The sequence below is a fragment of the Nocardioides thalensis genome (assembly GCF_013410655.1).
In the GTDB taxonomy this organism is placed as follows: domain Bacteria; phylum Actinomycetota; class Actinomycetes; order Propionibacteriales; family Nocardioidaceae; genus Nocardioides; species Nocardioides thalensis.
In genome coordinates this window covers 2,170,677-2,196,137 of the sequence record NZ_JACCFP010000001.1, presented here as the reverse complement: position 1 = coordinate 2,196,137, position 25,461 = coordinate 2,170,677, and the positions used below count along the sequence as shown (strand labels likewise).

Annotated in this window: 23 protein-coding genes; 1 reads left to right on the top strand and 22 read right to left on the bottom strand. The window is 74.2% G+C overall.

Translation table 11 applies throughout. The features are described from left to right. Positions 1-61 precede the first annotated feature (61 nt). Positions 62-1,573 carry a M20/M25/M40 family metallo-hydrolase gene (locus HNR19_RS10785; RefSeq protein ID WP_179667926.1) on the top strand — a complete coding sequence of 504 codons (1,512 nt, stop codon included), beginning with the start codon at positions 62-64 and terminating at the stop codon, positions 1,571-1,573. A 10-nt stretch (positions 1,574-1,583) separates the two neighbouring features. On the opposite strand, the gene HNR19_RS10780 is transcribed toward HNR19_RS10785, so the two are convergent. The 22 genes from HNR19_RS10780 to HNR19_RS10680 form a co-directional block, all read right to left on the bottom strand. Continuing rightward, positions 1,584-2,183, bottom strand: coding sequence for a methyltransferase domain-containing protein (locus HNR19_RS10780; protein WP_179667925.1), 600 nt, complete (start codon positions 2,181-2,183; stop codon positions 1,584-1,586). Then, positions 2,159-3,610 (bottom strand): glycoside hydrolase domain-containing protein, encoded by a 1,452-nt coding sequence (locus tag HNR19_RS10775; protein WP_179667924.1) that lies wholly within the window; start codon positions 3,608-3,610, stop codon positions 2,159-2,161. The genes HNR19_RS10780 and HNR19_RS10775 overlap by 25 nt, the downstream gene beginning before the upstream one ends. A 44-nt stretch (positions 3,611-3,654) precedes the next feature. Continuing rightward, positions 3,655-3,852 carry a hypothetical protein gene (locus HNR19_RS10770; RefSeq protein WP_179667923.1) on the bottom strand — a complete coding sequence of 66 codons (198 nt, stop codon included), beginning with the start codon at positions 3,850-3,852 and terminating at the stop codon, positions 3,655-3,657. A gap of 10 nt (positions 3,853-3,862) precedes the next feature. Then, positions 3,863-5,323, bottom strand: coding sequence for an oligosaccharide flippase family protein (locus HNR19_RS10765; RefSeq protein WP_179667922.1), 1,461 nt, complete (start codon positions 5,321-5,323; stop codon positions 3,863-3,865). Next, positions 5,320-6,399 carry a GNAT family N-acetyltransferase gene (locus HNR19_RS23515; protein ID WP_179667921.1) on the bottom strand — a complete coding sequence of 360 codons (1,080 nt, stop codon included), beginning with the start codon at positions 6,397-6,399 and terminating at the stop codon, positions 5,320-5,322. Before HNR19_RS23515 ends, HNR19_RS10765 begins: the two co-directional genes overlap by 4 nt. Continuing rightward, a complete protein-coding gene (locus tag HNR19_RS10755; RefSeq protein WP_179667920.1) occupies positions 6,396-7,172 on the bottom strand; it encodes an aminoglycoside phosphotransferase family protein in 777 nt (258 codons plus the stop codon). The genes HNR19_RS23515 and HNR19_RS10755 overlap by 4 nt, the downstream gene beginning before the upstream one ends. Further along, positions 7,169-8,020, bottom strand: coding sequence for a hypothetical protein (locus tag HNR19_RS10750; RefSeq protein ID WP_179667919.1), 852 nt, complete (start codon positions 8,018-8,020; stop codon positions 7,169-7,171). The genes HNR19_RS10755 and HNR19_RS10750 overlap by 4 nt, the downstream gene beginning before the upstream one ends. Continuing rightward, positions 8,017-9,177 (bottom strand): glycosyltransferase, encoded by a 1,161-nt coding sequence (locus tag HNR19_RS10745; RefSeq protein ID WP_179667918.1) that lies wholly within the window; start codon positions 9,175-9,177, stop codon positions 8,017-8,019. The genes HNR19_RS10750 and HNR19_RS10745 overlap by 4 nt, the downstream gene beginning before the upstream one ends. Positions 9,178-9,179: 2 nt before the next feature. Next, positions 9,180-10,544: an O-antigen ligase family protein gene (locus HNR19_RS10740; RefSeq protein WP_179667917.1), complete on the bottom strand. Its 1,365-nt coding sequence runs from the start codon at positions 10,542-10,544 to the stop codon at positions 9,180-9,182. After that, on the bottom strand, positions 10,541-11,509 hold the full coding sequence (locus HNR19_RS10735) for a class I SAM-dependent methyltransferase (RefSeq protein WP_179667916.1): 969 nt from the start codon (positions 11,507-11,509) through the stop codon (positions 10,541-10,543). The genes HNR19_RS10740 and HNR19_RS10735 overlap by 4 nt, the downstream gene beginning before the upstream one ends. Position 11,510: 1 nt before the next feature. After that, the gene (locus HNR19_RS10730) at positions 11,511-12,686 is read right to left on the bottom strand and encodes a cellulase family glycosylhydrolase (protein WP_179667915.1); all 1,176 of its coding nucleotides are present in this window, start codon (positions 12,684-12,686) and stop codon (positions 11,511-11,513) included. Further along, positions 12,683-13,489, bottom strand: coding sequence for a polysaccharide deacetylase family protein (locus HNR19_RS10725; protein WP_179667914.1), 807 nt, complete (start codon positions 13,487-13,489; stop codon positions 12,683-12,685). The genes HNR19_RS10730 and HNR19_RS10725 overlap by 4 nt, the downstream gene beginning before the upstream one ends. Next, on the bottom strand, positions 13,486-14,040 hold the full coding sequence (locus HNR19_RS10720) for a YveK family protein (RefSeq protein WP_179667913.1): 555 nt from the start codon (positions 14,038-14,040) through the stop codon (positions 13,486-13,488). Before HNR19_RS10720 ends, HNR19_RS10725 begins: the two co-directional genes overlap by 4 nt. A gap of 2 nt (positions 14,041-14,042) precedes the next feature. Continuing rightward, positions 14,043-15,377: an O-antigen ligase family protein gene (locus HNR19_RS22725; RefSeq protein WP_179667912.1), complete on the bottom strand. Its 1,335-nt coding sequence runs from the start codon at positions 15,375-15,377 to the stop codon at positions 14,043-14,045. Then, positions 15,374-17,476: a glycosyltransferase gene (locus HNR19_RS10710; RefSeq protein WP_179667911.1), complete on the bottom strand. Its 2,103-nt coding sequence runs from the start codon at positions 17,474-17,476 to the stop codon at positions 15,374-15,376. Before HNR19_RS10710 ends, HNR19_RS22725 begins: the two co-directional genes overlap by 4 nt. Position 17,477: 1 nt before the next feature. After that, positions 17,478-18,824 (bottom strand): tyrosine-protein kinase domain-containing protein, encoded by a 1,347-nt coding sequence (locus tag HNR19_RS10705; protein WP_179667910.1) that lies wholly within the window; start codon positions 18,822-18,824, stop codon positions 17,478-17,480. A gap of 8 nt (positions 18,825-18,832) precedes the next feature. Next, complete coding sequence (locus HNR19_RS10700; protein WP_179667909.1) at positions 18,833-19,885, bottom strand: glycosyltransferase; 1,053 nt, start codon at positions 19,883-19,885, stop codon at positions 18,833-18,835. A 14-nt stretch (positions 19,886-19,899) separates the two neighbouring features. Next, on the bottom strand, positions 19,900-20,556 hold the full coding sequence (locus tag HNR19_RS22365) for a sugar transferase (RefSeq protein WP_218910211.1): 657 nt from the start codon (positions 20,554-20,556) through the stop codon (positions 19,900-19,902). 92 nt (positions 20,557-20,648) lie between these two features. After that, on the bottom strand, positions 20,649-22,208 hold the full coding sequence (locus HNR19_RS22360; protein ID WP_218910210.1) for a GTPase: 1,560 nt from the start codon (positions 22,206-22,208) through the stop codon (positions 20,649-20,651). A 1-nt stretch (position 22,209) separates the two neighbouring features. Beyond that, on the bottom strand, positions 22,210-23,892 hold the full coding sequence (locus tag HNR19_RS10690) for a GTPase (protein WP_179667907.1): 1,683 nt from the start codon (positions 23,890-23,892) through the stop codon (positions 22,210-22,212). A gap of 40 nt (positions 23,893-23,932) precedes the next feature. After that, positions 23,933-24,898 (bottom strand): hypothetical protein, encoded by a 966-nt coding sequence (locus HNR19_RS10685; RefSeq protein ID WP_179667906.1) that lies wholly within the window; start codon positions 24,896-24,898, stop codon positions 23,933-23,935. Between the two features lie 74 nt (positions 24,899-24,972). Then, positions 24,973-25,404, bottom strand: a complete 432-nt coding sequence (locus tag HNR19_RS10680; RefSeq protein WP_179667905.1) for a hypothetical protein — start codon at positions 25,402-25,404, stop codon at positions 24,973-24,975. Between the last annotated feature and the right edge of the window lie 57 nt (positions 25,405-25,461).

Sequence of the window (25,461 nt, the reverse complement as noted above, 5' to 3'; positions counted from 1 at the left end):
TATCGGAACTATCCGAGAAGAGACCATTGCCGGATGCGCGCGCCGGTCCTAGGGTCCCGACATGACATCTCGGGAACACCTTTCAGTCACCCCTGCCACCTCTGACGCCGGCCGCACCCGTGCCGCAGTCCTGAGCCGCCGCTCGGTCATCGCCGGCCTGGCGGGCAGCGTCGCCGTCGTCGCCGCCGGACGACCGGCCTGGGCGGTCGACGCCCACCGGCCCGGCTCGCTCCGCGGCCCGGCGCTGCGGGTCGACGACAAGCGCATCGTCGAGGCCATCCGCCCGGGCCGGGCGCTCCGGGACCTGGAGGTGCTGTCGGAAGGGATCGGCCCGCGCATCGGCGGCACCCGTTCGGAGTACGACGCCGCTCAGTACATCGCCGGGCAGCTCGAGTCGCAGCGGCTCGCCGTCCGCCTGGAGCCCTTCACCGTCGCCGACAAGTTCCTGGCGCAGATCGACGATCCCGACGGTCAGCTGCCTGGCGACATCTGCTGGCAGGCGGGCGCCTCTCCGGACGCTGCGCACGGCGTCAGCGCATCCGGGCAGGCGATCGACGTGGGGCCCGCGGACTCGCCCGCCTGGCCCGCGGACCCGGCGGTGGTCGCCGGCGCGATCGTGCTCGCCGACGACGCGGTGAACACCACCGACCCGGTCGCCCGGGTCAACCAGCGCGCGGCGTTCGTGGCCGACGCGCAGGCCCGTGGCGCCGCAGCGGTCATCCTGCTGCCGGCCGACCTCGCCTACCCGCGCCGCGCGTCGGCCGCGTCCCTGCGCCTCGTGCCGACGACCGGCACGTCCGCACCCCCGCCCACGCCGGTGGCGGCCATTCCGGTGCTCGGGGTGGCGCAGGTCCAGAAGCGTCTCCTGCGGGAGGACCTCGCGGTGCGTCGGCTGCGCCTGCAGGTCTCCACGACCGCCCACCGCGGCCTGACCAGCCACAACGTGATCGCCGAACGGCCCGGCAGCAGCCGGACGCCCGCTCCGCTGGTCTACATCTCGGGCCACTACGACTCGGTCATCGGCGCCCCGGGCGCCAACGACGACGGCTCCGGGACCGTGCTCACCCTGGAGCTCGCGCGCGTGTTCAGGAGCCTGGGGCAGATCCCTGCCACCGTCCGGTTCGCGTTGTGGGGCTCCGAGGAGCAGGGACTGATCGGCTCGCGTCACCACGTCGCCCAGCTCGCCCCGCCCGAGCGCGACCGGATCCGCGGGGTGTTCCAGAACGACATGGTCGGCACCAGCTGGGAGCCGGCGACCCGGTACTGGCTGCTGTCGTTCTCCGGTGAGGCGAACCCGGCGACGGACGCGGTCGCGGCGGCCGCCACGCGCCTCGGCTACGCCCCGCAGATCTCCCCCGTCACCCAGCGCGGAGCGAGCGACCACCAGTCGTTCCAGGAGGCGGGCATCGCCGCCGCGAACTTCTCCTGGCGGGGCGAGTCCACCCCAGCACTCCTTGAGCCGCCGTACCACAGCCCGGAGGACACGATCGCCAAGAACATCAGCATCGACCGCCTCACCGTGAGCATGGAGCTCATCGGCTCGGCCGCCTACGACCTCGCCTCGAGGCGCTGATCGAGCCTGGTCACTGCTTCCGCAGCACGCTCACCGCGAAGTCGGCGTCGTCGTGCCAGGCCCGCAGGTCCCAGGTGGCGAACCGGTGCTCCTGGCGCAGTCCGGCGTCCGCGACGGCCTGGTCGAACGCGTCGAGCGTCAGCTCGCGGTTGGTGTGGAACCCGCACGTCACGAACCCGTCGTCGACGACGTGCGCGGCGACCCTGCGCAGGACCTCGGCCTCGGTGCCGGCGGCCAGGAACACCATGACGTTGCCTGCCAGCACGGCGCCGGCGAACGGCTCCGGCTCGCCCATCGAGGCCAGGTCCAGCTCGGCCAGGTCGGCGACCAGCCAGCGCGGTCCGGGGTGGTCCTCCTCGGCCGCCGCGATCAGCAGGGGGTCGGCGTCGACGCCGACGACCGTGTGGCCGCGCTCGTGGAGGACGGCGCCGAGCCGGCCGGGGCCGCAGCCCGCGTCGAGGACGCGCGACGCCGGCGGGAGCATCGCGTCGACCAGCCGCGCCTCACCGCCGAGGTCCTGGCCCTCGGCGGCCATCCGCCGGAAGCGCTCTACGTACCACTCCGAGTGTCCGGGCTTGGTGTCGGTCACCCACCGCGTCGGTCTCGCCACGCCTTCACCTTAGGTCCGGATCGGTGGACGCTGGTGACCTTCCCGCGTGCCAGCGCCTGCCACACGCGCGGCGTGACGACGTCCTTGGGCTCGAGGCCCAGACGCTTGCGGTAGTGACGGACGGCGCGCGCGGTGGCGGGGCCGAACTCGCCGTCGACGGAGATCCGCGGGTCGCCGACGGCCACCCGCAGGCTGCGCTGGAGTCGCCGTACGGTGTCTCCCCTGGCACCTTTCTTCAGGACCGGCTCGTGGCCGCGCGCCAGCAGCGAGGTCCAGGTGCGGCGGTCGACGAACCCGGTCGCCGGGAGGCCGCGGCGGTGCTGGAACGCCCGTACGGCGCGCACGGTCCGCTGGTCGAGCAGGCCCGTGGTCTTCAGGGGGTGCGGGTCACCGGGCAGCACCAGGCACTGCGCCAACCGCACCAGGTCGCCGCGCGCGCCCGGCTTCAGGTCGCGCGGCTCGACGCGCTCGGCGCGCTCGTCGCAGCCGGCCGGGTTCCGCCACTTCCGCGCACCGAGGCTCACGTAGTTCCAGTCGATGTCCATCGGGATCCCGCCGAACTCGACCCGGGTGTCCAGGAGGTACTGGTGGACGCGACTGGTGCTCATGAACGCCGCGTCGCTGACGTACTCGGGCGGCACCTCCCCGACCCGGTCGATCCAGGCGTACCAGACGGCATCCGGCTTGACATAACGGCTGCTGGTCCTGCTCAGGAGCGAGATCGCCGCGTTGACGTGGGAGTACACGCCCGACCGGTAGCCGCGCCGGTGCAGCTCCTGCGTCCACTCCTCCAGGAACGCCAGTGCCGACCACTTGCACTTCGGTCGCCCGGTGTCGAAGCCCTCGATGTCGTAGAAGATCGTCTCCGCGGGAGGCAGGCCCAGGGACCGCGCGGTGGCGGCGGCGCGACGGGCGGCCGCTACTCCCCCGGCCCGCGCCTTCCCGTAGAGATCGAACCTGCCGGGCGAGTCGTCGATCCGGTGCTGGTAGCCCGTGCACGACGCCTGCGGGCCGACCCAGATCGGCAGCAGCTGCCAGCCCGAGCGCATCTGCCGGTCGACCCACCGCGGCGTGAGGTGCCGCTGCTCACAGGCGCGGTGACTGCCACCCAGGTAGATCCCGACCCCCGTGAACGGCGAGCTGGTGCGCCAACGGTCCATCGTCGCCTGGTCGGGCGCACGGCAGGCGTCGAACGCGAAGCCGCTCCACTTGGTCCGCGCTGGCGGCACGGGCGGCGGCGGCCGGTCCCAGCGCCGAGGCTGCGCGCGCTCCCCGGCGTCGCGCGCGATGGTGGCCGGGTCGCCGTTCTCGGGCGCCGTCGACGTGGTGGTGACGGTGGCCCCCACGAGCGCCGCGACCGCCAGCAGCAGGACGAGCGCGCACGAGGCGACGGCGGGAGGCAGCTCGAGGCGGCCGGGCAGCTGCATGCGACATCAATCGGCGGAGACGACGGGGGTGCCGCGATCGTACGTCAGGCGTCCGGACGCTCGTCGGGGTTCGAGGTCTGGGTCGACTCCGCTGCGGTGCCCTCGGGGTCGTCGGTGCGCTCCCGGGACTCGCGCAGGATCTGCTCCGCCTGGTCGTGCGGGTCGTCGCTGCCGGCCTGCTCCTCCTCGGGCAGCAGCTCGGCGCGGCTGTCGACGTGCTTGTCGTCGGGGGTCTCCGTCATGCCGGGTGCATTACCCCCGTACGTCGCCGCCAGAACCTGCGGTGAGCTGGGAGCGCACCCCCGCGTGCCGGGGATCCAGCAACCGGGTCGCCCCCTCCCAGGCCAGGAGGAACACGAGGACGCCGGCGGACAGGGCCAGCCCCAGGGGCTCGACGGCCTGCACCGCGGCACCCGCCGCGAGGGAGGCGACCACGACCGCGCCGAGTGCGGGAACCGGAACGATGCTGCCGGTGATCCGGGTCAGGGCGCGCATCAGGACGACCGACTGCAGGAGGAACGCCAGGCACGTGGAGACGGCTGCGGCCGTGATCCCCCACCGCGGGATCAGGAACAGGTTCAGCCCGATGTTGAGCGCGACGGCGCTCAGGCTCGCCACGAGCACCACCGGGTTGGGACGGAGCGCCAGGAGCACCGTCGCCCCCAGGTGCATGACCCCGAAGAGGAGCGGCGCCGCGGCCAGGCCGAGCTGCACGCCGTGGTGCACGTAGTCGGCACCGAACAGCAGCCGCACCAGGTCGTCGCCGCGGAGCGCCGTGACGACGCCGTAGGGAAGATAGACGGCGCACACCACGAGCAGCGCGCGCTGCGCCCAGGTCCGGACGTGCTCGAGGTCGCCGGGCCGGCTCGCGATCACGGGCACGTAGGCCCGGGACAGCGTCCAGCTCACGAACACGATCGACTCGAGCAGCCGGTAGCCGGCGCCGTACTCGCCGACGGCGAAGCTGCCCAGCATCACCCCGATCATCGCGGTGTCGATGCGGAAGACGGCCATCGACGCCATCGACTCGACGGCGGTGACCGGCGCGGCGGCCATGACCATTCCGGCGGCCCGGCGGCTGCCGCGGACGACGAGCCGGGCCCCGGCGCGGTGCGCCGCGACGTGCATGGCGACGACGCCGACGCAGGTGCCGGCGAGATAGCCGAGGGCCGCGTGGGCGGCGCTCGGCGACAGGAGGAGCGCCCCCGCGGTGAAGGCCAGCGTCGCGAACCGGTGGACCACCAGCATGACGGAGGCGAGGTGCTGTCGTTGGAGCGCGCCGCACGCGCTCCGCGCGGCGTCGCTCAGCGTGTCGGCGAGGCAGCTCGCGACGAGCAGCCACACCGCCGCCGCGCTCCCCCGGTCCATCGTCGCGAACAGGATCGCCGCGGTGGGCACCAGCACGGCGACCGACAGCGCCAGCCTGATCGCGGCCAGTGCGCCGTAGCACCGGTCCAGCAGCTCCGGCCGCGCGCTGCCGAGCTGCACCACCCGGGAGTCCAGGCCCAGCGAGGACAGCACCGCGAGCAGCAGCCCGATGCTCAGGCCGAACGTCAGGACGCCGAAGTCGGCGACCCCGAGCAGGCGCGCCATCACCAGGATCGTCAGGAGGGTCGCGACCTTCCCCAGCAGCTCGGAGGCTGCGAGGGAGACGACCGCGGCGCCGGTGCGCCGCAGCGTGTCGCCCTGGTCGGCGGTCCCGATGCCGGTCATCGCGCGACGAGTCTGCGTACGGCGGCCGCCGGCAGGGCCGACTTCACCCGCCGACGGGCAGTGGCCTCCCACTGGTCCACGGTCGTGACCAGGCGGTGGGAGGCGGCCTGGAGCACGACCCGATGCTGCTCGTGGTTGCCGAACTTGGACTCGGTCCTCCCCCGGAGCCAGTCGTAGGTGGTGACCTCCGCGGCGTTCGACGCCGCGGTCATCGCCATCATGCTGGTCACCATCCCCCCGCGGTAGCGCTGGAGCTCGTCGGCCACCCGTCCGTCGAGCATCCGGTAGGTGTCGCCGTCGAGCATGGTGAGGTGATAGCCCGCGACCGCGCCGTCGACGGTCAACAGGTAGATGACCGCGCGGCCGCGCGTCACGAAGTCGCGGACGACCGCTTCGTAGAAGGAGAGGCGAGCGTCGTCGTCGAGGTGGCTGCGGCGACCGGCCGCGTGGTCGCGGCGCCGGCGGAGAGCGATCACCGCGGGCAGCCATCGCTCGAGCGAGTCCCGGTCGTCCACCACGACGCGCTCCCACGTGTGTCCGTCCGCGGTGATGCGGTTCGTGGCCTGCCGCACCTGGCCGCGCCGGTTCTTGCTGATCCGGTAGTCGGTGCCGAGCCCGCGGATCTGCGGCATCGGAGGGCCGGCGGCAACGGTCGCGTCGGGCAGGAGCTCGCACAGCGCGACCAGCACCGGGTCTTCGGCCGCGAGCTGCTCGAGTCGCAGCGACCATCGTCCGCGGGCGTCGAGCCAGCTCGCGATCGCGCCGGCGAGGACCGGAGCGACGTCGTCGTCGGCGCAGTAGAACTGCGCGTAGTCGTTCTGGTCGCCGCCGAGCATCTCGACTCGTCGTGCGCCGCGCCGCTGGGTGACGGACAGCGCCGCCACGCCGACCGGGTCCTCGTCGTCCCGGATCACGACGACGACCGGCTCCGCCGTGAGGTGGCGGGCGGCTGCGGCCAGCCAGGGGTGGGTCGTGCAGAAGGCGGTGCTGCGCCGATCGATGAAGTCGGCCAGGGTGTCGAGGAGGGCGACCGCGTCCCGACCCACCGCGACCTGGCTCCGGAGCGGGCCCGTCACCGGGACTCCCCCGCGGGGCGGGCGAGCTCGTCGGCCCAGAGGCGCGCCTGGAGCCACCGCTCGCGACGATGGGCGCACTTGGCCGGGTCGAGCACCCGTCGCGAGACGGCGACCTCGCTGCAGTAGGTGCGGATCGTCATCCAGCGGAGGATCGTGGCCAGTGCGGGGCGATCCGCCGCCAGGGCGAGGTCGACGAGCGTGCGCCAGGCTTCGTGAGCCGCGCCGTGGTCAGCGATGTCCACGATGAGCCGGACGGCGTCCTGGTGCCGTGGGCCGATCGTCGCGTACTCCCAGTCGATGACCGTGACGTGGCCGACCGACGCGGTGTTGAGGACGTTCTGGCGGTGATAGTCGTTGTGCACCGTCGCGGTTGCCGGCAGCTCTTCGAACGCCCTCCGAGCGGCGACGACGTCCCGCGGGTCGATGCCCGCGCGGGCCATCCGGCTGAGGCGCAGCGGCAGTCCGAGGCGCGGCGCCCGCCACGTGGTGGCAGCGGTCAGGAACCGCGGGTGCGGCAGTGCTTGGATCCTCGCCGACATCTCGAACGCGGCGCAGACGTAGGCCGCCGGCTCACCTGGCTCGTCCAGGACGCGGCGACTGACCAGCCACCGGTCGTCGTCGTCCTTCGCCACGATCTCCGCGGTCGGGATGCCGTGGCTCGCCGCCCAGAGACGTCCCTCGACCTCCCTGCGGATGCGCCGGACGTCCGCGGCGGTCCTCGCCCGGTCGACGACGAGCTCGTCGTCGTTCGCGAGCCGTGCCGGTGGGATCATCCCGGTCCTCCCTCGTCGCACTCCCACGGCACGTGGGGGGCCACGCCCGCAGGGATGGCGTAGGCCACCACCAGGTCGAGGCGCAGCCCGGGGGGCGCCGGGTGCAGCAGCTCCATCCACACCTCGCGGGTCTCGCCCGGGGCGAAGCAGTAGAAGCGCCCCGAGATCACCTGCGCGACGCGGCCGTTGGGCCGCACCAGGAACGCCTGCGCGGCGACGTACCCGGAGAACGCGCGGCCCCGTGACGTCCTCAGCCGCGCGGTGACGACCGCGTCGTCGGCGGTGCGCAGCAGGCTCGCGTACTCGACGTGGACGCGCGTCGGCGCGGAGGCGTCGCCCTGCTCGAACGATGACGTCGCCGGCTCCACGACGACATCACCGATGTGGTCGGCCAGCGTCGGCTGGGCGTCGGCGAACAGCCCGAAGTAGCCCTCGGGCGGCAGGCCGAGGATGGTGCAGCACACGTCGCCGGCGCTTCCTGTCGTCGACATCAAGGTCTCGCCGTCGCCGTCGAGCGCAGAGATCCGGACCCGCATGCTCTCGATGAGCCGGCCGGTCTCGTTGCGCACGACGACAGCGAGCTGACCGTTGGCGTGGCCCCACGAGACGACGTCGAGCGCGGTCCGCTGCGGGTCCTCGGAGTCCTCCGTGACGTCCTCGGTGGCTGTGTCCGACGGCCTCGAGGACGCGACCGGGCCCGGTGTCCGCGCGTCGCGGGTGGCCCCCTCCCCTCCCCCGGCGACCAGGCCGGACATCAGGAGGTAGCCGACGACCATCCCGAACGCGATCACACCGACGCCCGGGTAGAGCGGCCACGTCGCTCGCGTCGTCTCGGTCCAGGGGCTCATCGCGCACCCCCGACCCCGGCCGACTCCCTCGGCAGGGCCGCCACCTCCCGGTAGACGTCCAGGAGGGAGTCCACCGTGCGCTCGATCAGGAAGAGGTCCACGACCCGGGCCCGCCCGGCGGCACCCAGCCGGCGCCGCAGGTCGGCGTCCGTCGACACACGGCGGAGCGCGTCGGCGAGCTCGTCGACCGAACCGGGCTCGACGAGGAGGCCGTCGACGCCGTCCCGCACGATCTCCGCCACGCCCCCGACCCGGGAGGCGATGACGGGCACACCGCTCGCCATCGCCTGGAGCAGGGCCATCGGGCAGGCCTCGGCCGCGGAGGGCAGCACGAAGACGTCGGTGCCGCGCAGGTACGGCGCCGGGTCGTCGCGGTAGCCCGCGAACCGCACGCGGTCGGAGACGTCGTCCGACGCCACCGCCGCCTCGATCCTGCCGCGCTCGGGGCCGTCGCCGACGAGCTCCAGCTCCGTCCCCGGGACCCGGGCCAGCGCCCGGACCAGGTCGGGGACCCGCTTGACGGGCTGCATGACGCCGAGCCACGTCGCCCGCACCGGCCCGGCTGCGCGACCGGTCGCCTGCCGGTCGGCGGGAACCACCTCGCGCACCCACTCGCGGCCCACGCCGTTGTGGACCGTGCGGACCCGCTCGGGTCGGACGCCGACGTGGTCGCGCAGGTAGTCGGACAGCGCCTCGCAGGGCGCGACCACCGCCGACCGCGGCGTGGTCGCGAGCAGCCGCTCGAGCGTCAGGTAGGTCAGCCGGTCGCGCCGGCGCGGCCGGGACATCACCAGGTTGCCGGGGACCAGTCCGGCCAGCTGGTCGGGCACGCCGTGCAGCGTGTAGACAGACGGGACCGACCGGCGCGCGGTGACTGCCCGACCCACCAGTCCGGCCCGGCGGTCCTGGAGGTGCACCACGTCGGGCCGCACGCGGTCGACGACCGCCGCGACGGCCCGGGCGCCGCCCAGGTCGGTCTTCGACCGCACCTCGACGGAATGGGTGACCACGCCGCCGCGCGCGGCGGTGGCCAGGTGGTCGCCGGGCGGGCCGACGAGGTGGCTCTCGTGGCCCGTCCGGGCGAGCTCGACGGCGACGTCGACCGCGTGGTCCACCGGCCCGCCGCGGGCCTGGGTGATCAGCTGGAGGACGCGCACCGTCACCACCTCCGCGTCGGGGTCGAGGGCTCCGGGTCGACGGCCGCGCCGAGGGCGACCAGCAGCCACACCGGCAGGTAGAACTGCTCGCTCAGGAAGCACGCCGCCACCAGGGTGGCGGCGAACGCGATCAGCACAGCCTGCGCGAGCGGTCGGTGGTCCGGTGAGCGGCGCGCACGCAGCGCGCCGCGGACGGCGTACCCGATCGCGGCGAGGAACGCGGCCAGGCCGAGCAGGCCCAGCTCGGCGCTCACGTCGAGGTACATCTGGTGCGCCACCGACTCGTCCACGTCGGCGAGGTCCGCGGGCACGAAGCGGTCCCGCGCCTCGGCGAAGCCGCCCGGCCCCTGTCCGAGCAGCGGGCTCGCGGCGGTCATCCGCGCAGCCATGGTCGCGGTCGTGGCCCGGGAGGACACGTTGTCGGCGGCGATGTTGCTCTTCTCCTCGAGGCTGCGGTCGACGACGGCGGCGTTCGCCGCCCAGAGCGCGCCGACCACGACGGCCGCGGCAGCGGCGACCGCGGCAGCGGTCGAGAGGCGGACCGCGCCGAGGACGACTGCGACGAGGAGTGCCGCCGCGAGGCCGACGAGGGCGCCGCGGGAGAAGGTCGCGAGGAGCGCGACGACCAGCACGACGGCGCACGTCGCGCGCAGCGCTCCCGTCCTGCGGCTGCCGACGAGCAGCAGCGGGAGGGCCGCCACGAGGAAGAAGGCGAGGTCGTTCGGGTCCTCGAGCGGCCCGGCGGCGCGGCCGCCGTCCACGAGGAACCCGACGAGGGCGACAAGGCCGGCGGCGGCGCACGAAAGTGCGAACGCCAGGACCAGGTGCCGAGCGACCGCTCCCCCGCCGGGGCGGCCGGTGCGCGCCGTGTCGACGAGGACCACGACGACCAGGGCGTACGACGCGTAGGTCGTCGCATGGTCCAGGCCGGTGGCGAGGTCGGCGCCGTGGACGGCGAACGACGCGAGCACCACCGTGACGAGGGCAGCGACGGAGATCACCGCGGGGTGCCGCAGGCCTGCCGGCCGGGGGTCCCTGGTCAGGCGGACCAGCCAGGACACGAAGAGCAGACCACCCGCGACCTTGATCGCGGCGGGATGCAGCTCGCGCAGCAGGTTGCCCCACGGCTCGAGGGCGACGTACGCGACCGCTGCCCACTCGACCCGGGCGACCGCCGCGGCGACCACGCCGAGGGCCAGGAGCGAGGCCAGCACCGCCTGCGGCGCAACGACCGCCGCCGCTCCGGCCGCCACTCCTGCCGCGGTGAGCCCGAGCGCCGCGCTCGCGACCCTGGCCCGCTGCTCGTGTCGGGCGTCCGCGAACGACGCCGTCGTCGCGGACGTCTGGTCGGACAGGAGCGCGGTCATGACCGACTAGTGCGTCGGCGAGCGTCGTTGATCCGAGCGTCGCCCGTTGATGCGCCGCCGGGCCGTCGCGCGTAGACGAACATCGTGTTCCGTGGTGCGGCCCGGCTCGACAGGGTCCGGTCGATCACCCGTGACAACCGCTGCTGCGCCTCCCCCGACGCACCGAGCCGGCTGGCGATCTCGGCGCCGGTGCAGCCGGTGTGGGTGACGGGCTGCACGTCCACGTCGACGTAGCCCAGGCGGTCGAGCATCCGCTCCATGCCGCGATCCCGGTAGAGGTGGAGGTGGCCGCGCGTGACCCGCTGGTCGGCGAGCGTCGCGAGCCGGCGCCGTCCGACCCGCGCGGCCGCCACGCCGACCGCATCGGCGAGGCACCACCGCGGCGTCCGGAGGAACAGGACGCCGCCCGGCCGGAGCATCCGCCACGCCGACGCGAGGAAGGCGCTCGGGTCGCCGACGTGCGCGATGACGCACCACATCGTGAGGACGTCGACGCTCTGCGCGGGCTGCTCGTCCAGGTCTCGCGTGCTCAGCTCGATCCCGTACCGCGCCGCGGCGTGGTCGACCGCGGACTGCGAGATGTCGTTGCCTGCGATCCGGAACCCCCGCGACCGCGCCATGTCGAGGAAGCCACCTGTGCCGGCGCCGACGTCGAAGAGGCGAAGCTCGGATGCCCGCGTGGCCGCGCGAGCACGGAGCTCGTCCAGCACCTCGTGGCGCACGACTTCCCGGGTGTGCATCGTGTCCGCGTAGACCTCCCAGTCGGTCTGGGCCGCCTCGCCGCCGGAAGCGACGCTCTGGATGTCCTCCGCCACGATGCCTGCGGCACCCAGGACCGACACGGTGCCGCAACCGCGGCAGCGTCCTACGTCCAGGTGCCACGCGACAGAGTGGCGTACGACCCCCATCGGCCCGCCACAGGCGTGGCAGTGCTCTGCGGCGGCCGTCGCCGTGACTGCTGTCATCTCAGTCCCCTCCGGTTCGGGGGCGGTACGGCTGCCGCTGGACCGCGGCCTCGAAGGCGCGCATCGCGGGCTTCGGACCGAGGTCCGGACGCAGCAGGCCGAATCCGTCCTTGTAGCTGTCGGTCGGACCGTCCACGTCCCGGTACCAGATGATCGGCCCGACGTAGGGATACCTCGATCGGATGAGGTGGACGGCTTGGCGCAGGAACCGGGCCTGCGTCTGCCGGGTCACCGGCCGGTCCCACTCGTTGCCCTCGCTGTCGGGCCCGGACGACCACCCGAGCTCGGTGATCCAGATCCGCTTGCCCTCGTCACCCCACTCGTCCATCACGGCACGCATCGCGGGCGTGTGGGTGAGGCGCCAGACCTCACCGACGGCGGGAGTGTCGGGCGCCGCGTCGCTGGGCCCGACGTACGGGTGCGTCGCGACGCCGTCGAAGCAGTCACCCGCGCCGGCCCGGTAGGCGTCCTCGAGCCAGCCGTCGTCGTTGTACATCAGTCCGCCGAAGAGCACCGGGGAGTCGTCGTGCTCCTTCACCGCCGGGTAGGCCGCGCACAGGAGCCGGGAGTAGACGGTGGGATCGGCGCCCTCGAAGAACGTGTCGAAGTTGGGCTCGTTCCAGATCTCCCACGCGTCCACGTCGTCCGCCCACCGCGCGGCCGCGCGGCCGATGGCCTTCGCGTAGTCGGCGTTGTCGGTCGGGGGCGCGTAGGGGCTCCCGTTGGGCGAGGCCCACGGCGGTGTGAGCCACAGGTCGAGGATCACCTTCAGCCCGTTGGCGCGGGCGCCGGCCAGCACGTCGTCGATGAGCGTGGCGTACCAGTCGTCGAACGCGCCCGGCCCGTTGGGCTGGAGGGTCTGCCATCCGACGTCCACCCGGACCCAGCCGGCGCCGCCGTCGGCGAGTCGCTCCATGGCTGCGACCGCCCGGTGGGCGCGGGCGGCGTGGTGCGCCGAGAGCTGGAACCCGAGCTGGGTGTCCTCTCCCTGGAGCGGAACGTCGTCCGCGGGCCTGTCGTCGGCCGGCTCCGACGGGTGCGCGGGGCTCGTCGCGAGCACCGGCCCCGGCAGCGCCTCGGTCGGCGTCGGCCTCGTCGAGCCCAGCATCCAGGCCGCGGCGACCGCGGTCGCCGCAGCGAGGATCACGGTCACGGCCCGCCAGAGGTTCGTGCTCATCGGGACCCCGGGACGGTCACGGTGTCGTCGACGGGGTCGGCCCGGCCGACCAGCTCGTGGACGGCGCGGCGTACGGCGGGGAACCTCGCGGCCGCGTGCCACGCGGCCGGGTAGAACCGCGCGAGCTTGACCCGGAACGACCGCAGGGTGTCGGACGCGTTGACGTCCACGCGCTCGATCGCGAGCTCGTCGACGGGGTCGTGGACCGCGAAGGCGATGTCGTAGCCAGCAGCCCGGACCGCTGCGCGCGATCGCGCGTCGTGGGTGCCGTAGGGGAACGCGAAGGACCGCACCTCGGCGCCCACGAGCGAGCCGAGCACCTCCCGGGTCTCGGCGGCGTGACGTCGCAGCTCGTCGTCCGACAGCGTGGGCAGGGCCGCGTGGTCCAGGCCGTGGGAGGCGATGCCCATCCCCTGCTGCTGGACGGCCCGCAGCTCGTCCACGCCCATCAGCGGGTGCCGGTGCGGCGGCTCGAGCCAGTCGGACCGGCCGCCGATCAGCCCGACCGGCACGTACAGGACGCTCGGCACGCCGTACGACGCGAGCACCGGCGCCGCGTGCTCCCCCACCCCGAGGTAGCCGTCGTCGAACGTGATCAGCACCGCCTTCCGGGGCAGCGGAGCGCCGTGGACGGCGGCGACGTACTGCTCCTCGGAGACCGGCGCGAACCCGGACTCGAGGAGGTGGTCGACCTGGTCGCGGAACGCCTGCGGCGTCACGAACAGGCCGTGCGGGTCGCGGCTGCTCGGCACCGTGTCGACGCCGTGGTACATCAGCACGCGTGCGCGGGGCAGGGTCCTCACGTCAGCTCCCGGATCTTGTAGAGCCCTCCCGCGAGGAGCAGCGCGGTGAGCGTCAGGAGTGCGGCGATGTAGAGGGCCCGCGGTGGGTCGGACGTCACGCCGGCCGGCCCCGCCTGCACCACCACCACGACCTCTGCCATCTCGTTGCCCTGCCCGACCTGCTCGGCGTGCTCCGCCAGGCCGTTGGCGACGGCCACTGCCGCGTCGCGGTTCGTGGCGGTCGCCTGGATCCGGATGGTCGCGGTGCCGGCGTCGGACGTGGCGTCGGCGGAGATGTCGTAGTCGTCTCCGATGCCGAGGTCGGCCCTGACGAGGGCGGTCGTCTCCTTCGCGCTCAGCAGCACGCTGAACTCGTGCGCCTGCATCTCGATGCTGTCGGCCTGCTGCTCGGCGGTCAGCGGCCGCAGCGCGATCGCGCTGGTGGCCGTGTAGGTCGTCGGGATCAGGTAGATCACCTGGATCCCGAGCACCACCAGCAGCCCGAGCCCGCCGACCAGGAGGCCGACGTGGCGCCAGCGCTCCTTCACCCGGCGGTCCTGGCGCTCGGTCATCATCAACATGGGGGTGGCTCGCTTCCGAGGGTGAGGGGGTGGAGGGTGCGCCGCGGGCCGGGCTCGGCGGACCGGCCCTGCTTGGTCGTGAGGTCGACGACGACCGCGATACCGAGGAGGGTCCAGACCAGCCCGGCCACGATCGGGTTTCGCAAGGGCATGTCGAACGTGCCGTGGATCGCCACGGCGATCAGACCCGCGATCACGGCGAGTCCGCGGGTACGGCGGAGCCGGTCGGCCGCGACGAGCTCGTCACCGTGGCGCATGAGTCGCCGGGCGGCGAGGGCGCAGCCGACGACAACGACGACCGCAAGGCCCACCCCGATCATCCCGCGCTCGGCGAGGATCGTGAGCGGGAGGTCGTGCGGGTGGTCGGCGGGCCGGGCCGACACCCGGCTGACCGCGCCGCTCGCGGCCTGTTGGTAGGCGCCGGGCCCGATCCCCCACCACGGGTGCTCCGTCGCCTGGCGCCAGGCCTCGCCCCAGATGAGCGGGCGGTCGTCGTACTGGTTCTGGGTCGGGTCGCCGAGCGACCTCATCCGGAGCGCGAAGACGCCGAGCAACGGGGCGCTCGACGGCAGCACCAGGGCGAGGACAGCAGTTCCGGCCAGCGCAGCGGCCACGGTGCCGAGCGCACGTCGCGTCGCCGGCGCGAGGACGGCCAGGGCTGCCAGCCCGACGACGCAGCCGATCCACGCGCCGCGCGACATGCTCAGCACGCAGGCTGCGGCGAGGCATGCCGCTGACAATCCGAGCACGGCCGTACGGCGCCGCGAGCCCGCCGTGACGGTGGCCGCGACGGCCAGCGGCAGCAGCGCGGCACAGAACACCCCCAGCTCGTTGGGCTGGGCGAACGGGCCGGTGAGCCGTCCGTTGACGACGTTGCCCGCCTCGGCCGCCTCGATCGATCCGGCGGACGCCAGCGCCATCATCGCGACCACGCCGCCCACCACGACCAGCAGGTCGACGCCGTCGACCTCGAGCCCGGGCCGGTGCGCGAAGGCGATCGCGAACGCGTAGCCGAGGGTGATCAGCGAGATGACGACGAGCGCGATCGAGCGGTCGGGGTCCACCCCCGAGGCCGCAGACACCACGCCGGCGGCCACGCCGAGGCTCAGGCCGAGCAGGACGAGCGAGCTCGGCAGCGGTGCCTCGTCGCGCACCAGGACGACGAGGGCCAGGAGTGCGGGCACCGCCATGGCGACGAAGGACAGCGAGAGGCCGACCACCGGGACGGCGGTGTCGCCGAGCGGCAGCACCACGATCGCCGCGCCCACCGCGATCGGGAGGGAGCGGCGCACGCGCGAGAACGCTTTGGCCTGACGTGCGTCGGTCACGTCCGGCGCCCCCGGCTGCGGACCGCCGCGGACACGGCGCCGTAGGCCTTGGCCAGGTCGCGGGCCGCGCCGACGACCGGCACGAGGGCCGCGGTCGTCAGCGGACGCGGGCCCCGGAGCGCGCGCGAGAGAGGCAGCGAGAGGTAGGCGGCGGTGCCCGCGCCGGCCGCCACGCGGGCGGCCCGCCCGCCCCGCGCGGCGATGACGACGCCGGCGCCGTACGCCGTGACCCGGGTGAGGTCGCGGCCCATGAGCCGCCGGTCGAGCGAGTTGCCGCTCCCCTCGCCGTACCGTCGGAACATCCGGAGGTTGGACCGCAGCGTCGGGCGCTGCGCCCACGACACCTCGGCGTCGAGCACCATCTCGGCGGCGTGGCCGGTGGCGACGACCCGCCGCCCGAAGAGGACGTCCTCGCCGGTGGCGAGGTCCTCGGGGAAGCCCCCCGCCGTGCGCCAGGCGGCGCGCGTGAACGCGACCGACCGCCCCGTCGGCATCGACGGATCCCAGCTGCGGCCGAACAGCCGGCCGTAGGCGCGCACCAGCGGGGTCGGGCGGCCCAGCTCCTCGACAGCGGGATAGCCCACGGCCGCGAGCGCACGCTCCCACGGCTTGTCGGCCACGACGCGGTAGGTGCCGGTCCAGAGCCCGACGCCAGGATGCTGGGCGACGGCCCGGCGCAGGGCGTCGAGCCACCCGGCCTCAGGGACGCAGCCGGCGTCCGTGCAGGCGATCGTCTCGTGACGGGCGAGCGAGATGCCGAGGTTGCGTCCCCGGGAGATGCCGGCGCCGGGCTCGACGCGCACGGTCACCCGCCGATCCGCGGCCGCCGCCTGTCGCGCGACCAGCAGCGACTCGTCGACGGACCCACCGTCGACGACGACCAGCTCGTCGTCGCGACCCAGCTGCGGGACGATGGCGGTGAGGAGCTCGGTGAGGCCGTCCACGTCGTCGAGCACGGTAGTCACCACGCTCATGGCCGGTCCGGTCGCGACCCGTCCGGCGCCGGGACGGTGGGCCAGCCAGGCGAGGAAGTCGACCAGCCGGTCGGCGGCGCCGGGCGCGTCGGGGAAGTCGGCGGCCCGCCGCTCCCCCGCCTCGGCCACCAAGCGCCGGGCCTCGGGGTCGGCGAGCACCACGAGCGCCTCGGCGACCGCTGGCGGGCACGCGGGCGGGACGCAGATGCCGCCACGGCCGACGAGCTCGTCGACGGGCGGGGTCGCGATGACCGGGACGCCCCCGGTGATCGCCTCGAGTGCGGTCATGCCGAAGCCCTCGCGGTACCACGCCAGGTCGGGGCTCGGCTTCGTCAGCACGGCGACGGCGTCGAACGCGCTGACGACGTCGTGGAAGTCGGGGACCTCGCCGAGGAACCGGACCCGGTCGGCGACGCCGATCTCGGCCGCGAGCTTGACGAGGCGGTCGTGCTCGTCGGGGTCGGCTGGGTCGTGGATGCCGGCGACCGCCAGCACCCAGCCGGCGGCCGCGGGGTCGGCGAGCGCGTGGACGGCGTCCTCGATCCCCTTGTTGCGGGTGATCCGGGTCGCCATGCCGAGCAACAGCTCGTCCGGCGCGACGTGGATGCCGAGCCGCTCGCGCGCCTCCGGCCGCGGCACGGGCCCGGCCATCCGGGGCGGGTTGACCACGAGACCGTGGCGGGTGGAGCGGCCGCGCGTGAGCCAGTCGCTGGTGGAGACCTGGCCATCGGTCATCCGGTCGATGAGATTGGTGAGCCGCTCGTACGACGCGTCGTGGCGCACCCACACGACCGGGATGCCCAGTGCGCGAGCGGCCGGAGCCGCGAGGAGCGCTGCCTTGACGCCATGAGCGAGGACCACGTCCGGCTGCAGCCGGCGGAGCGCGGCGGGCATCCGGGCCGCGACCCGCGCGAGTCCCGTCGCCCGGCTCTTGCTGGGGAGCCGGACGACCGGCCAGCCGCGGGTCGCCCAGGCGTCGGCGGTCGGACCGCCGCCGAGACCGATGACCGACACATCGAGCCGGTCGGTCGCGTCGGCGAGGGCGAGCTGCCACCGCTCCGCGCCGCCGAGCACGCCGCCGTGCTGGACGACGGTGACCCGCAGCCGCGACCCCCCGGTGGTCACGTCACGCTCCCCGCGGGCGGCGCGGGCGACGCGTGGGCCGGACGCCGATGAGCACGCTGCCGAGCACGCGGAGCCGGACGCTGCGCAGGTGCTCCGCGGCCCGGCGTACGAAACGGGGATGGACGGAACCGGCGGGGACGACGAGGAGCACCGCACCGTGGATCGCCATGATCCGCGCGTCCTCGGACGCGGACACGGGCGCGGCATGCGCGATGACGACGTCGTAGGCGTCCTCGGTGTCCTCGAGGAACCCGCGGAACCGCATCTCCATCAGGCTCGGGGCCGCGAGGTGGGCGTCGCCGAGCGGGAGGACGTCGACGCCCTCCACGGGTCCCGGCTGCACGGTGTCGGCGAGGTCGCTCTCGCCGGCGAGCACGTCGTAGAGGCCCGGCTCGCCGTGCAGCGCGAGCGCCGGGTGGACGTGGCCGTCGTCCCGGTCGGTGTTGACCACGAGCACCCGGTGACCGGCCTCGGCCAGGGCGACGGCGAGGTTGACCTCGGTCCATCCGGCCCAGGGATCCGCCGCGCTCGCGGACGTCACGACGAGCAGCCGCGTCGGGTCCTCGGCGCTGGTGAACTCGATGGCCACGCGCAGCGCGCGCACGGCCTGGAACTCCTCGGCCCAGTAGTCGGTCGCGGCGAGCGTGCCTTCGGTCTCCGCCGGCCGCGGGATGACGCCGAGGATCGCGGTCTCCGTCACCTGCTCCGCCTCCTCCGGCTCCGTCACCGTGCGGAACGAGCGATCGGCGATCGCCGCGGTGACGACGGCCAGCACCGCGGCCAGCACCAGGCCGGCGAGGACGGTCAGCGGGATGTCGGGCGAGGTGAACTCGTCGGGCACGACGGCGTTCTCGGTCACGTGGTAGTCGAACGTCCCGTTGCTCGGGTCGAGGGTCGGGAGCAGCTCGACGATCACGTTGGCGATCTCGGCGGCCCGGGTCGCGTCGGTGTCGGTGACGGCCACGTGGACGATCACGGTCCCGGGCACCACCTCGCCGTCGACCTCGTCGCGCAGCTGGTCGACGGAGAGCCCGTCGACCCGTTCCGCGACCTGCTCGAGGAGGGGCCGGGACTCCGCCACGTCGGCAACGGTCCCGAGCAGGTCGTCGTAGCTGGCGGGCGAGGAGACGAGGTCGGCCTGCGGCGTCGCAGCGATCCGCGCCGACGCGGTGTACTCCCGGTCGGCCAGGATCAGCCCGGCGGCGACCGCGTTGGCCACCAGGGCGAACACGATCACCACCGTCCACTTGCGGCGCCACAGCAGCGCGGCGAGCGAGCGCAGGCCTCCGCGCACCGCGGCCGGACCGGGATCGGTCTCCTCGATCGGGGCAACCATGGTCGTCGTCATGTCGATTCCTAACTGAGAACGAGCTCGGCACGGGCGAGCCGGTAGGCGGTGCGGAGCCGCTCCTCCTGGAGCTCGGGCGAGTGAGCCGCGGCGAAGAGAAGCGATCGCCGCTGCTCGGCCGCCCAGGCGTCCGGGTCGGCGAGCGCGAGGATCCGGCCGGCGAGGTCGGCGGCGGTCGGGGTCGTGCCCGGCACGCCGAGGCTGACGAGGGTCGGGATCCCCCGCGCAGCGACCGGGAGTCCGACCGAGGTGGCCTCGAGGATGCTGATGGGCGCGCCCTCCCAGGCGGCGGTGTGCACGAAGACCTGGGCCTCGGCGAGCCGCTTGACCACGTCGGTGCGGGGCATCCAGCCGGTCACGTGCACGTCGCGGGCGCGCAGGGCGTCCTCGGCGACGGGATCGCCGCCGCCGAGCCACTCCCACTCGACGCGGCCGCCGAGGACCTCCTCGAGGTACCCCTTCACGGTGAGCAGGTAGCGCCAGTCCTTCTGCGGGCAGAGCCGGCCGGCGGCGACCACGCGGAGCGGCAGGGCGAACCGCGCCCGGACGTCCGGCCGGTCGAGGGGGCGGTCGAGCGGGCGGTTGGGCACCGTCACGACGTCGCGGTGCCCGAGCTCGCGCGCGAGCCCCGCCTCGTGGGGCGAGCACGCGACGAGCACGGACGTACGGCGTACCAGCGCCCTCTCCACGCGGCGCGCGAGGTCGTTGGCCGCGCGGCCGGCGTCGCGGCGCTCGAACGCGAAGCAGTGCGGGCTGTAGACGACCTCGACGCCCGGGTCGACGACGCGCGAGACGACCCCGGCGTACGACGAGTGGGCGTGCAGCCGGTCGGGCGCAAGGCGGCGGACGAGCTGCCGCAGGTCGCCGACCGCGTGGATCGGCTGGCGCGCGAGGGTGGTCACGGTGGTGAAGGGAGCCAGGTCGTCGCCGGTGTCGGCGTGCGACCGCAGCGGCCAGACGGCCAGGTGGTGGTCGAGGTCGGGAGTGACCTCGACCATCGCGAGGACCGACGAGAGCACGCCGGTGAGGGACTCGACGACGTGGAGCACACGATGGGACATCAGGTCTCCCGAGGTCAGTACGCGCCACGGCCGCGAAGAACGGCCGGCAGGGTGCGGAGGAGGATCCCGAGGTCGAGCCGCAGCGACCGGTGGGCGACGTAGTGGAGGTCGAGCGCGACGGCTTCCTCCCACGAGAGGTCGCTGCGGCCGCTGACCTGCGCCAGGCCGGTCATGCCGGGCCGGACGCGGTGCCGGCCGTGGTCGCGGGGCGTGAAGACGGCGACCTCGTGCGGAAGGGCGGGGCGCGGTCCGACGAGCGCCATGGTGCCGGTGACCACGTTCCACAGCTGGGGCAGCTCGTCGAGGGAGAGCCGCCGCAGCACGCGACCGACCCGGGTCACCCGCGGGTCGTCGTGCAGCTTGTGCAGCGGGCCGGCGGCATCGTTGCGCGCGGCGAAGAGCGCCGAGGCGTGCCTCTCGGCGTCGGCGCGCATCGTGCGGAACTTCAGGATCTCGAACTCGTGGCCTCCGAGGCCGACCCGCCGCTGCCGGTAGAGGACCGGTCCGCGGCTCGTCGTCGCGACGGCCAGCGCGACCAGCACGAGGAGGGGCACGAGGAGAGGGAGCGCGAGCGTCACGGAGACCAGCTCGACGGCGCGGCGTCCGCGACCGTGATGATGGGCGGTGACGTCGGCGGGAGCGGCCTCGACGGGCACGCGAGCGATGCTCATCAGTGGGTCCGTTCGCCGGTCCGCGCGGGATGGTGTCTCACGTACTACTGGTGCGGCGGGCGGTCCGGTTGATCCATCGGACCGCGGGGAATTCAGCGCTTTGCAGCGGCAATTCCGCGATGGAACCGGGCATACGGCGCCAGCTCGGAAGCGACCGCGGCGACCATCTGTCCGCGTACCACCCGGGCGATCACCCGGTGGCACGCGTCCTCCGCAGCGCGTGCGTGGCGCTCGGCGACCCGGTCGGCGACGATCGCGCTGCCGCGGCCGACGGCGGTCCAGGCGAGGGCGAGGGCCCCGAGGACGATCAGCGGCACGGTTGTCGCGGCGCCACGGACGAACGACGTCGTGGCGAGCAGCAGCGCCGCGACCGCGGCCAGCGTGACGACGAGCCGGAGCACGCCGACGAGCGGGAGCCATCCGGGCAGCCGGTCCTGAAATCGGACGGCCGCCAGCTCGCTGTCGAGACGGTCGTCTGCTGATTTCTGGCCCACGGACGCGACTGCCCGGATGGGGTCTTTCCAGGCCGGGGTGAGGTCCCGGCACACGTTGTCGACGAGGTTGCGCACGGCGGTGTCGACGGCAGGTCGGTCGACGGGGCCCACGCGGCGCGGCGGCGCCGCGGCCGGCTCCGCACCGCGGAAGCCGGCGAGTGTCGTACGGCCGAGCGCCTCGGCCCTGGTCGCACGACGCAGCGAGGCGACCAGTCCGGTCACGCCGGCCGCGGCTGCGACCTGGCGCTCGAGGTCGGAGACCCACACGTCGGGCACCGCCACCGGCGCGTCGCCGGCCGCCTGCTCGAGCCGCGCCGCCGCAGCCCGGATGTCGGCCTCGACCCGGAGGGCCGAGTTCTGCTTCTCCTCGACCCGGCGGCGGAGCGCGGTGCGCAGCTCCTTGAGGCCGGTGCCGTGGCGCGCGCTCGTCGCGATGATCCGCGGGTCGCGGATGCCGTCGGCGACGAGCAGCTTCCGGAGGTCGCGGACCATGCCGGCGCGGCGCTCCTCGGGGACCTTGTCGATATGGTTGAGGACGACCATGGTGACCGCGCGGTGACCGGCGAGCGGCTGGAGGAAGCGCTCGTGGATCGCGGCGTCGGCGTACTTCTGCGGGTCGACGACCCAGATCAGGAGGTCGGCCAGCTCGATGATCCGCTGTGCCTCCTCGTGGTGCGCGACCTCGATCGAGTCGTGGTCGGGCAGGTCGAGGAGGACGAGCCCCTCGGGCAGGCGGGTGCGGGACTGGCCGGAGGTCAGCGTCGCGCGGGTGTGCTGCTCGCTGGAAGGAACTCCGAGCCACTCGAGCATCTCGCCGAGGTCGTCGTCGCTCCAGACGAGGGCCTTCGCCTTCGACGTCGTGGGTCGTTGTGCCCCGGACGCCGACAGCTTCGCGCCGGCCAGGGCGTTGAACAGCGTGGACTTGCCCGATCCGGTCGAGCCGGCGATGGCGACGACCGTGTGCTCCGAGGACAGCCGGAGCCGCCCGGTGGACCGGGCGACCGACGCCTCGACGGAGTCGAGGAGGTCGTCGTCGAGCCGACCGCGCGACGCGGCGACGGCGGCCTCCAGACCGTCCAGCCTCGGTTGGAGGCTGCTCCCCCGCGTCACCAACCGCGGCGGCACGGCCAGCGAGGAACCGAGTCCACGACCGTTCATCTCAGGCTCCTTGCCTCTCGTGCTGGGCGAGCGTCCGGGCGGCGTCGTCCGCGGCGGCGCGCAACCGCGCGGGTGCGTCCGGCGCGAGGTTCCACTCGAGCACCGGCTGGAGGTACCGGTCGCGGTCCTCTGCAAGCAGCGCGGTCAGTGCGCGTACGAGGCCGTCGCGGGCCGCGTCGACGAGGGTCGTGACGTCGTCCGGCTCGTCGGGCCGGTGGCCGTCGCGGGCGGACGCGGCGCGCAGCACCAGCGCGATGGCGAGCATGTCCCGCTCGACGTCCGCCGCCGGGTCGGTGCCGAGCTCGAGCGCGACGCGGGCGGCGAACCGCTGGCGCCATGCGCGGATGACCTTGCGCGCCTGCGAGGCGAGGCCGCGTCCGGGGCGGGTCAGGTCGTCGGTGCTCCAGTCGAGCAGGGCGCTGCCGTGGGCGGTCGCCTTCAGCTCGGTGCTGGCCGCCTCGGCGGCCTGGGCGGCGTGGTCGACGAGCAGCGTCTCGAGGGCGATGTCGAGGGCGACCCCCAGCCGGTCGACCCGGGCCGCTCGGTCCGCGTCCCTGCCGGGGAGCCGGCGACGTAGGTCGGTCACCAGGTCCGGCGCCGTCGCCGGGTCGAGGTCGCCGACGAGGTCGAGCCACTGTGCGACCAGGTCACCGCGGACCAAGGTGCCGTCAGCCAGCGCGCCACGCAGCGCGTCGGCAGTGCCGGCGTAGACCCGGTCGGCGACGGCGAGCAGCTCGCTCACCGCCTGCACCTGGAGGGTCGCCGCCTCCGCGACGGACGGCGCGGCGGCGACCGCGCGCCGGATCGCGCCCCGGACGCTGTGGCGGACAGCAGCCGAGCGGGCGGCGCTGTCGGCAGCGAGAGCGTCGAGCCAGCGCCGCAGACCGGTGAGGTGGTGCGCGGGCAGGATGCCCTGTCCGTCGACGACACCCTCCTCGACGAAGAACATCTGGTCGGCCGGTACGGCGGTCGCGCGCAGCATCGTGGCGAGGTGGGAGGACACCGTCGCCATGTCGTCCGCGGGCACGCGGTTCATGACGACGGCGACGGTGGTCTGCCGCTCGAGCGCCAGCGAGAGCTGAAGCCACGGCACCTGGTCGGAGTAGCGCGCAGCCGAGGTCACGAACAGCAGCAGGTCCGCGGCTGCGAGGAGCTTCGTCGCCAGCTCGCGGTTGGCGTCGTCGATGGAGTCGAAGTCGGGGGCGTCGAGCAGCGCGACACCGCGCGGCACTGCGGTCGTCTCGACGAGCTGGAGCGCGTCCCGGGACGTCGTGGGCCGGTCGACCCGGTCGAGGGAGGGAAGCACCCGGTCGGGCCCGAACCACTCGCGGTCCGCGGGGTGGTGCGCCAGCACCGGTGAGCGGGTCGTCGGCCGGAGGAGACCCGGGGTCGTGACCCGCTGGCCCGTCAGGCTGTTGACGAGCGTGGACTTGCCGGCGCCGGTGGGACCACCGACGACGACGAGCGCCGGGCCGTCGAGCCCGGCGAGACGTGGGAGCACGTAGTCGTCGACCTGCGCGATCACCCGGCCGCGCTCCTCGCGGACGGTGCTGATGGACGACAGGTCGAGCGGGAGCGCCGCCGCCTCGAAGGCGGCATGCAGCCTGACGACCGAGGACGAGAGGTCGCGCGCGAGCGACCGCGCGCCGGAGCGGCGGGGTCGGGCCACCGGCACCGTGCTCACGCCGGACCCTCGCGGTCCGGGTGCGCGTGCCGCGGGGTGGTCACTCGCCACGCTGCCCGTGCCGGCGGAACATCGAGCCGAGCTGGCGGTCGGCGCGCTCGGGCGCGGTCGTCGACGCGACTGGGTCGGCGCCCTCGTCGGCGTACTCTTCGGCGTCCTCGCCGTCGGCCATGGTGCTGTCGCCGTCGGGATCGTCGGTCCCCGCGTCGTCCGCGGCGGTGGTTACGTCGGTGGCTGCGTCGCCGTCGGCCTGGTCGTCCTCCGCGGCGTCGGAGTCCGCGGCGACGTCGTCCGCAGTGCCGTCGAGCTGCTCCGCCGCGCCCTCCGGCGCCGGGTTCTCGGAGAGGAGCTGGTCCATCGCCGCGCGGGTGGACTCGACCCGCTCCATCACGGCGGCGACGCCCGCTGCGAGGTCGGCCATCGCCTCAGCTGCCGTCCGGCTCAGCTCCGTGGCGCGGTGCAGCACCGATCGGGCCTCGGCCCGGATGGCCTCCCCGTCCTGCTGCGCACGCTCGGCTGCTTCGGCGACGTAGGCACGGGCGGTCTCCTCGGCCTCGGCCATGGAGGTCCGCAGCGCCTCGGCCCGGATGGCGTCCGCGTCGCGGCTCGCCGACTCCGCGAGGTCGGCGGCCAGGGCGTCGACCTTGGCACGCTGGGCGGCTGCCCAGCCGGCGAGCTCCTGGCGGGTGCGGTCGGCGGCGTCCCGGGCCTCGAGGACCAGGCGCTCTGCCTCCTCGGTGGCCGCCTTGCGAGCCGCGGTGGCCACGGAGAGCATCTCCTGCGCCTCGGCGTGTGCGTCCCGCGTCGCCCGCAGGGTCGCGGCGTGCTCGGTCGCCGACGCGGTGACGTCCTTCACGTCGGGCAGCCCGGCCGAGGCGCTCGGCGGCTGGAGGTCGGTCAGGACCTGGTCGAAGACGCGCGCCGCGTCGGCGCGCGGCGGCTCGCTGGTGCCGGAGCCGGCAGCCTGCTGCTCATCTTCGGTTTCGGGACCGGGGCGACTGAACATGTCCAACTAGTGCGATGGCGGGGCGGGTTGATCCGCGACGGTCGAAGAAATGTGCCCGGACCCGATCACCGCGCTCACTCGTCGTCCTCGTCGTCGCTGAGCGGGCTGAACGCCCAGCTGCGGCGCTCCTCGGACCGCGCCAGGTCGGAGGAGCGTCGTTCGACCTTGAAGGCCTCGCGCATCGTCGACAGCAGCCGCTCCCCCTCGTCCAGGCGGGTGTTGAGGACGGTCAGCCCGACGTCGCGCATCTCGTCGGCGTGCCCGAGCGCGTCGGCGACGATGCGCCGCGCCTCGCGGTCGGCCTCGGACAGCTTCGCCGTCGCCAGGCGTACGGCGGTCGCGCGCAGCCGCTGCGCCTCCTGCGCGACCAGGGCGAGCAGACGGTAGGCGTCAGCGCTGTCCAGGGTCCGGCCGTTCTCGAGCCGGTCGATCAGCTGGTCGATCTCGAGGTGCGGGAAGCTCGGCGGCCAGGGGGCCTGGTCGCCGTCCGACGGCTCGGAAGTCATGGCCTACTGGTGCGCGGCGGGCCCCGGTTTGATCCGCGAGGGGCAGGACTTCCGTCG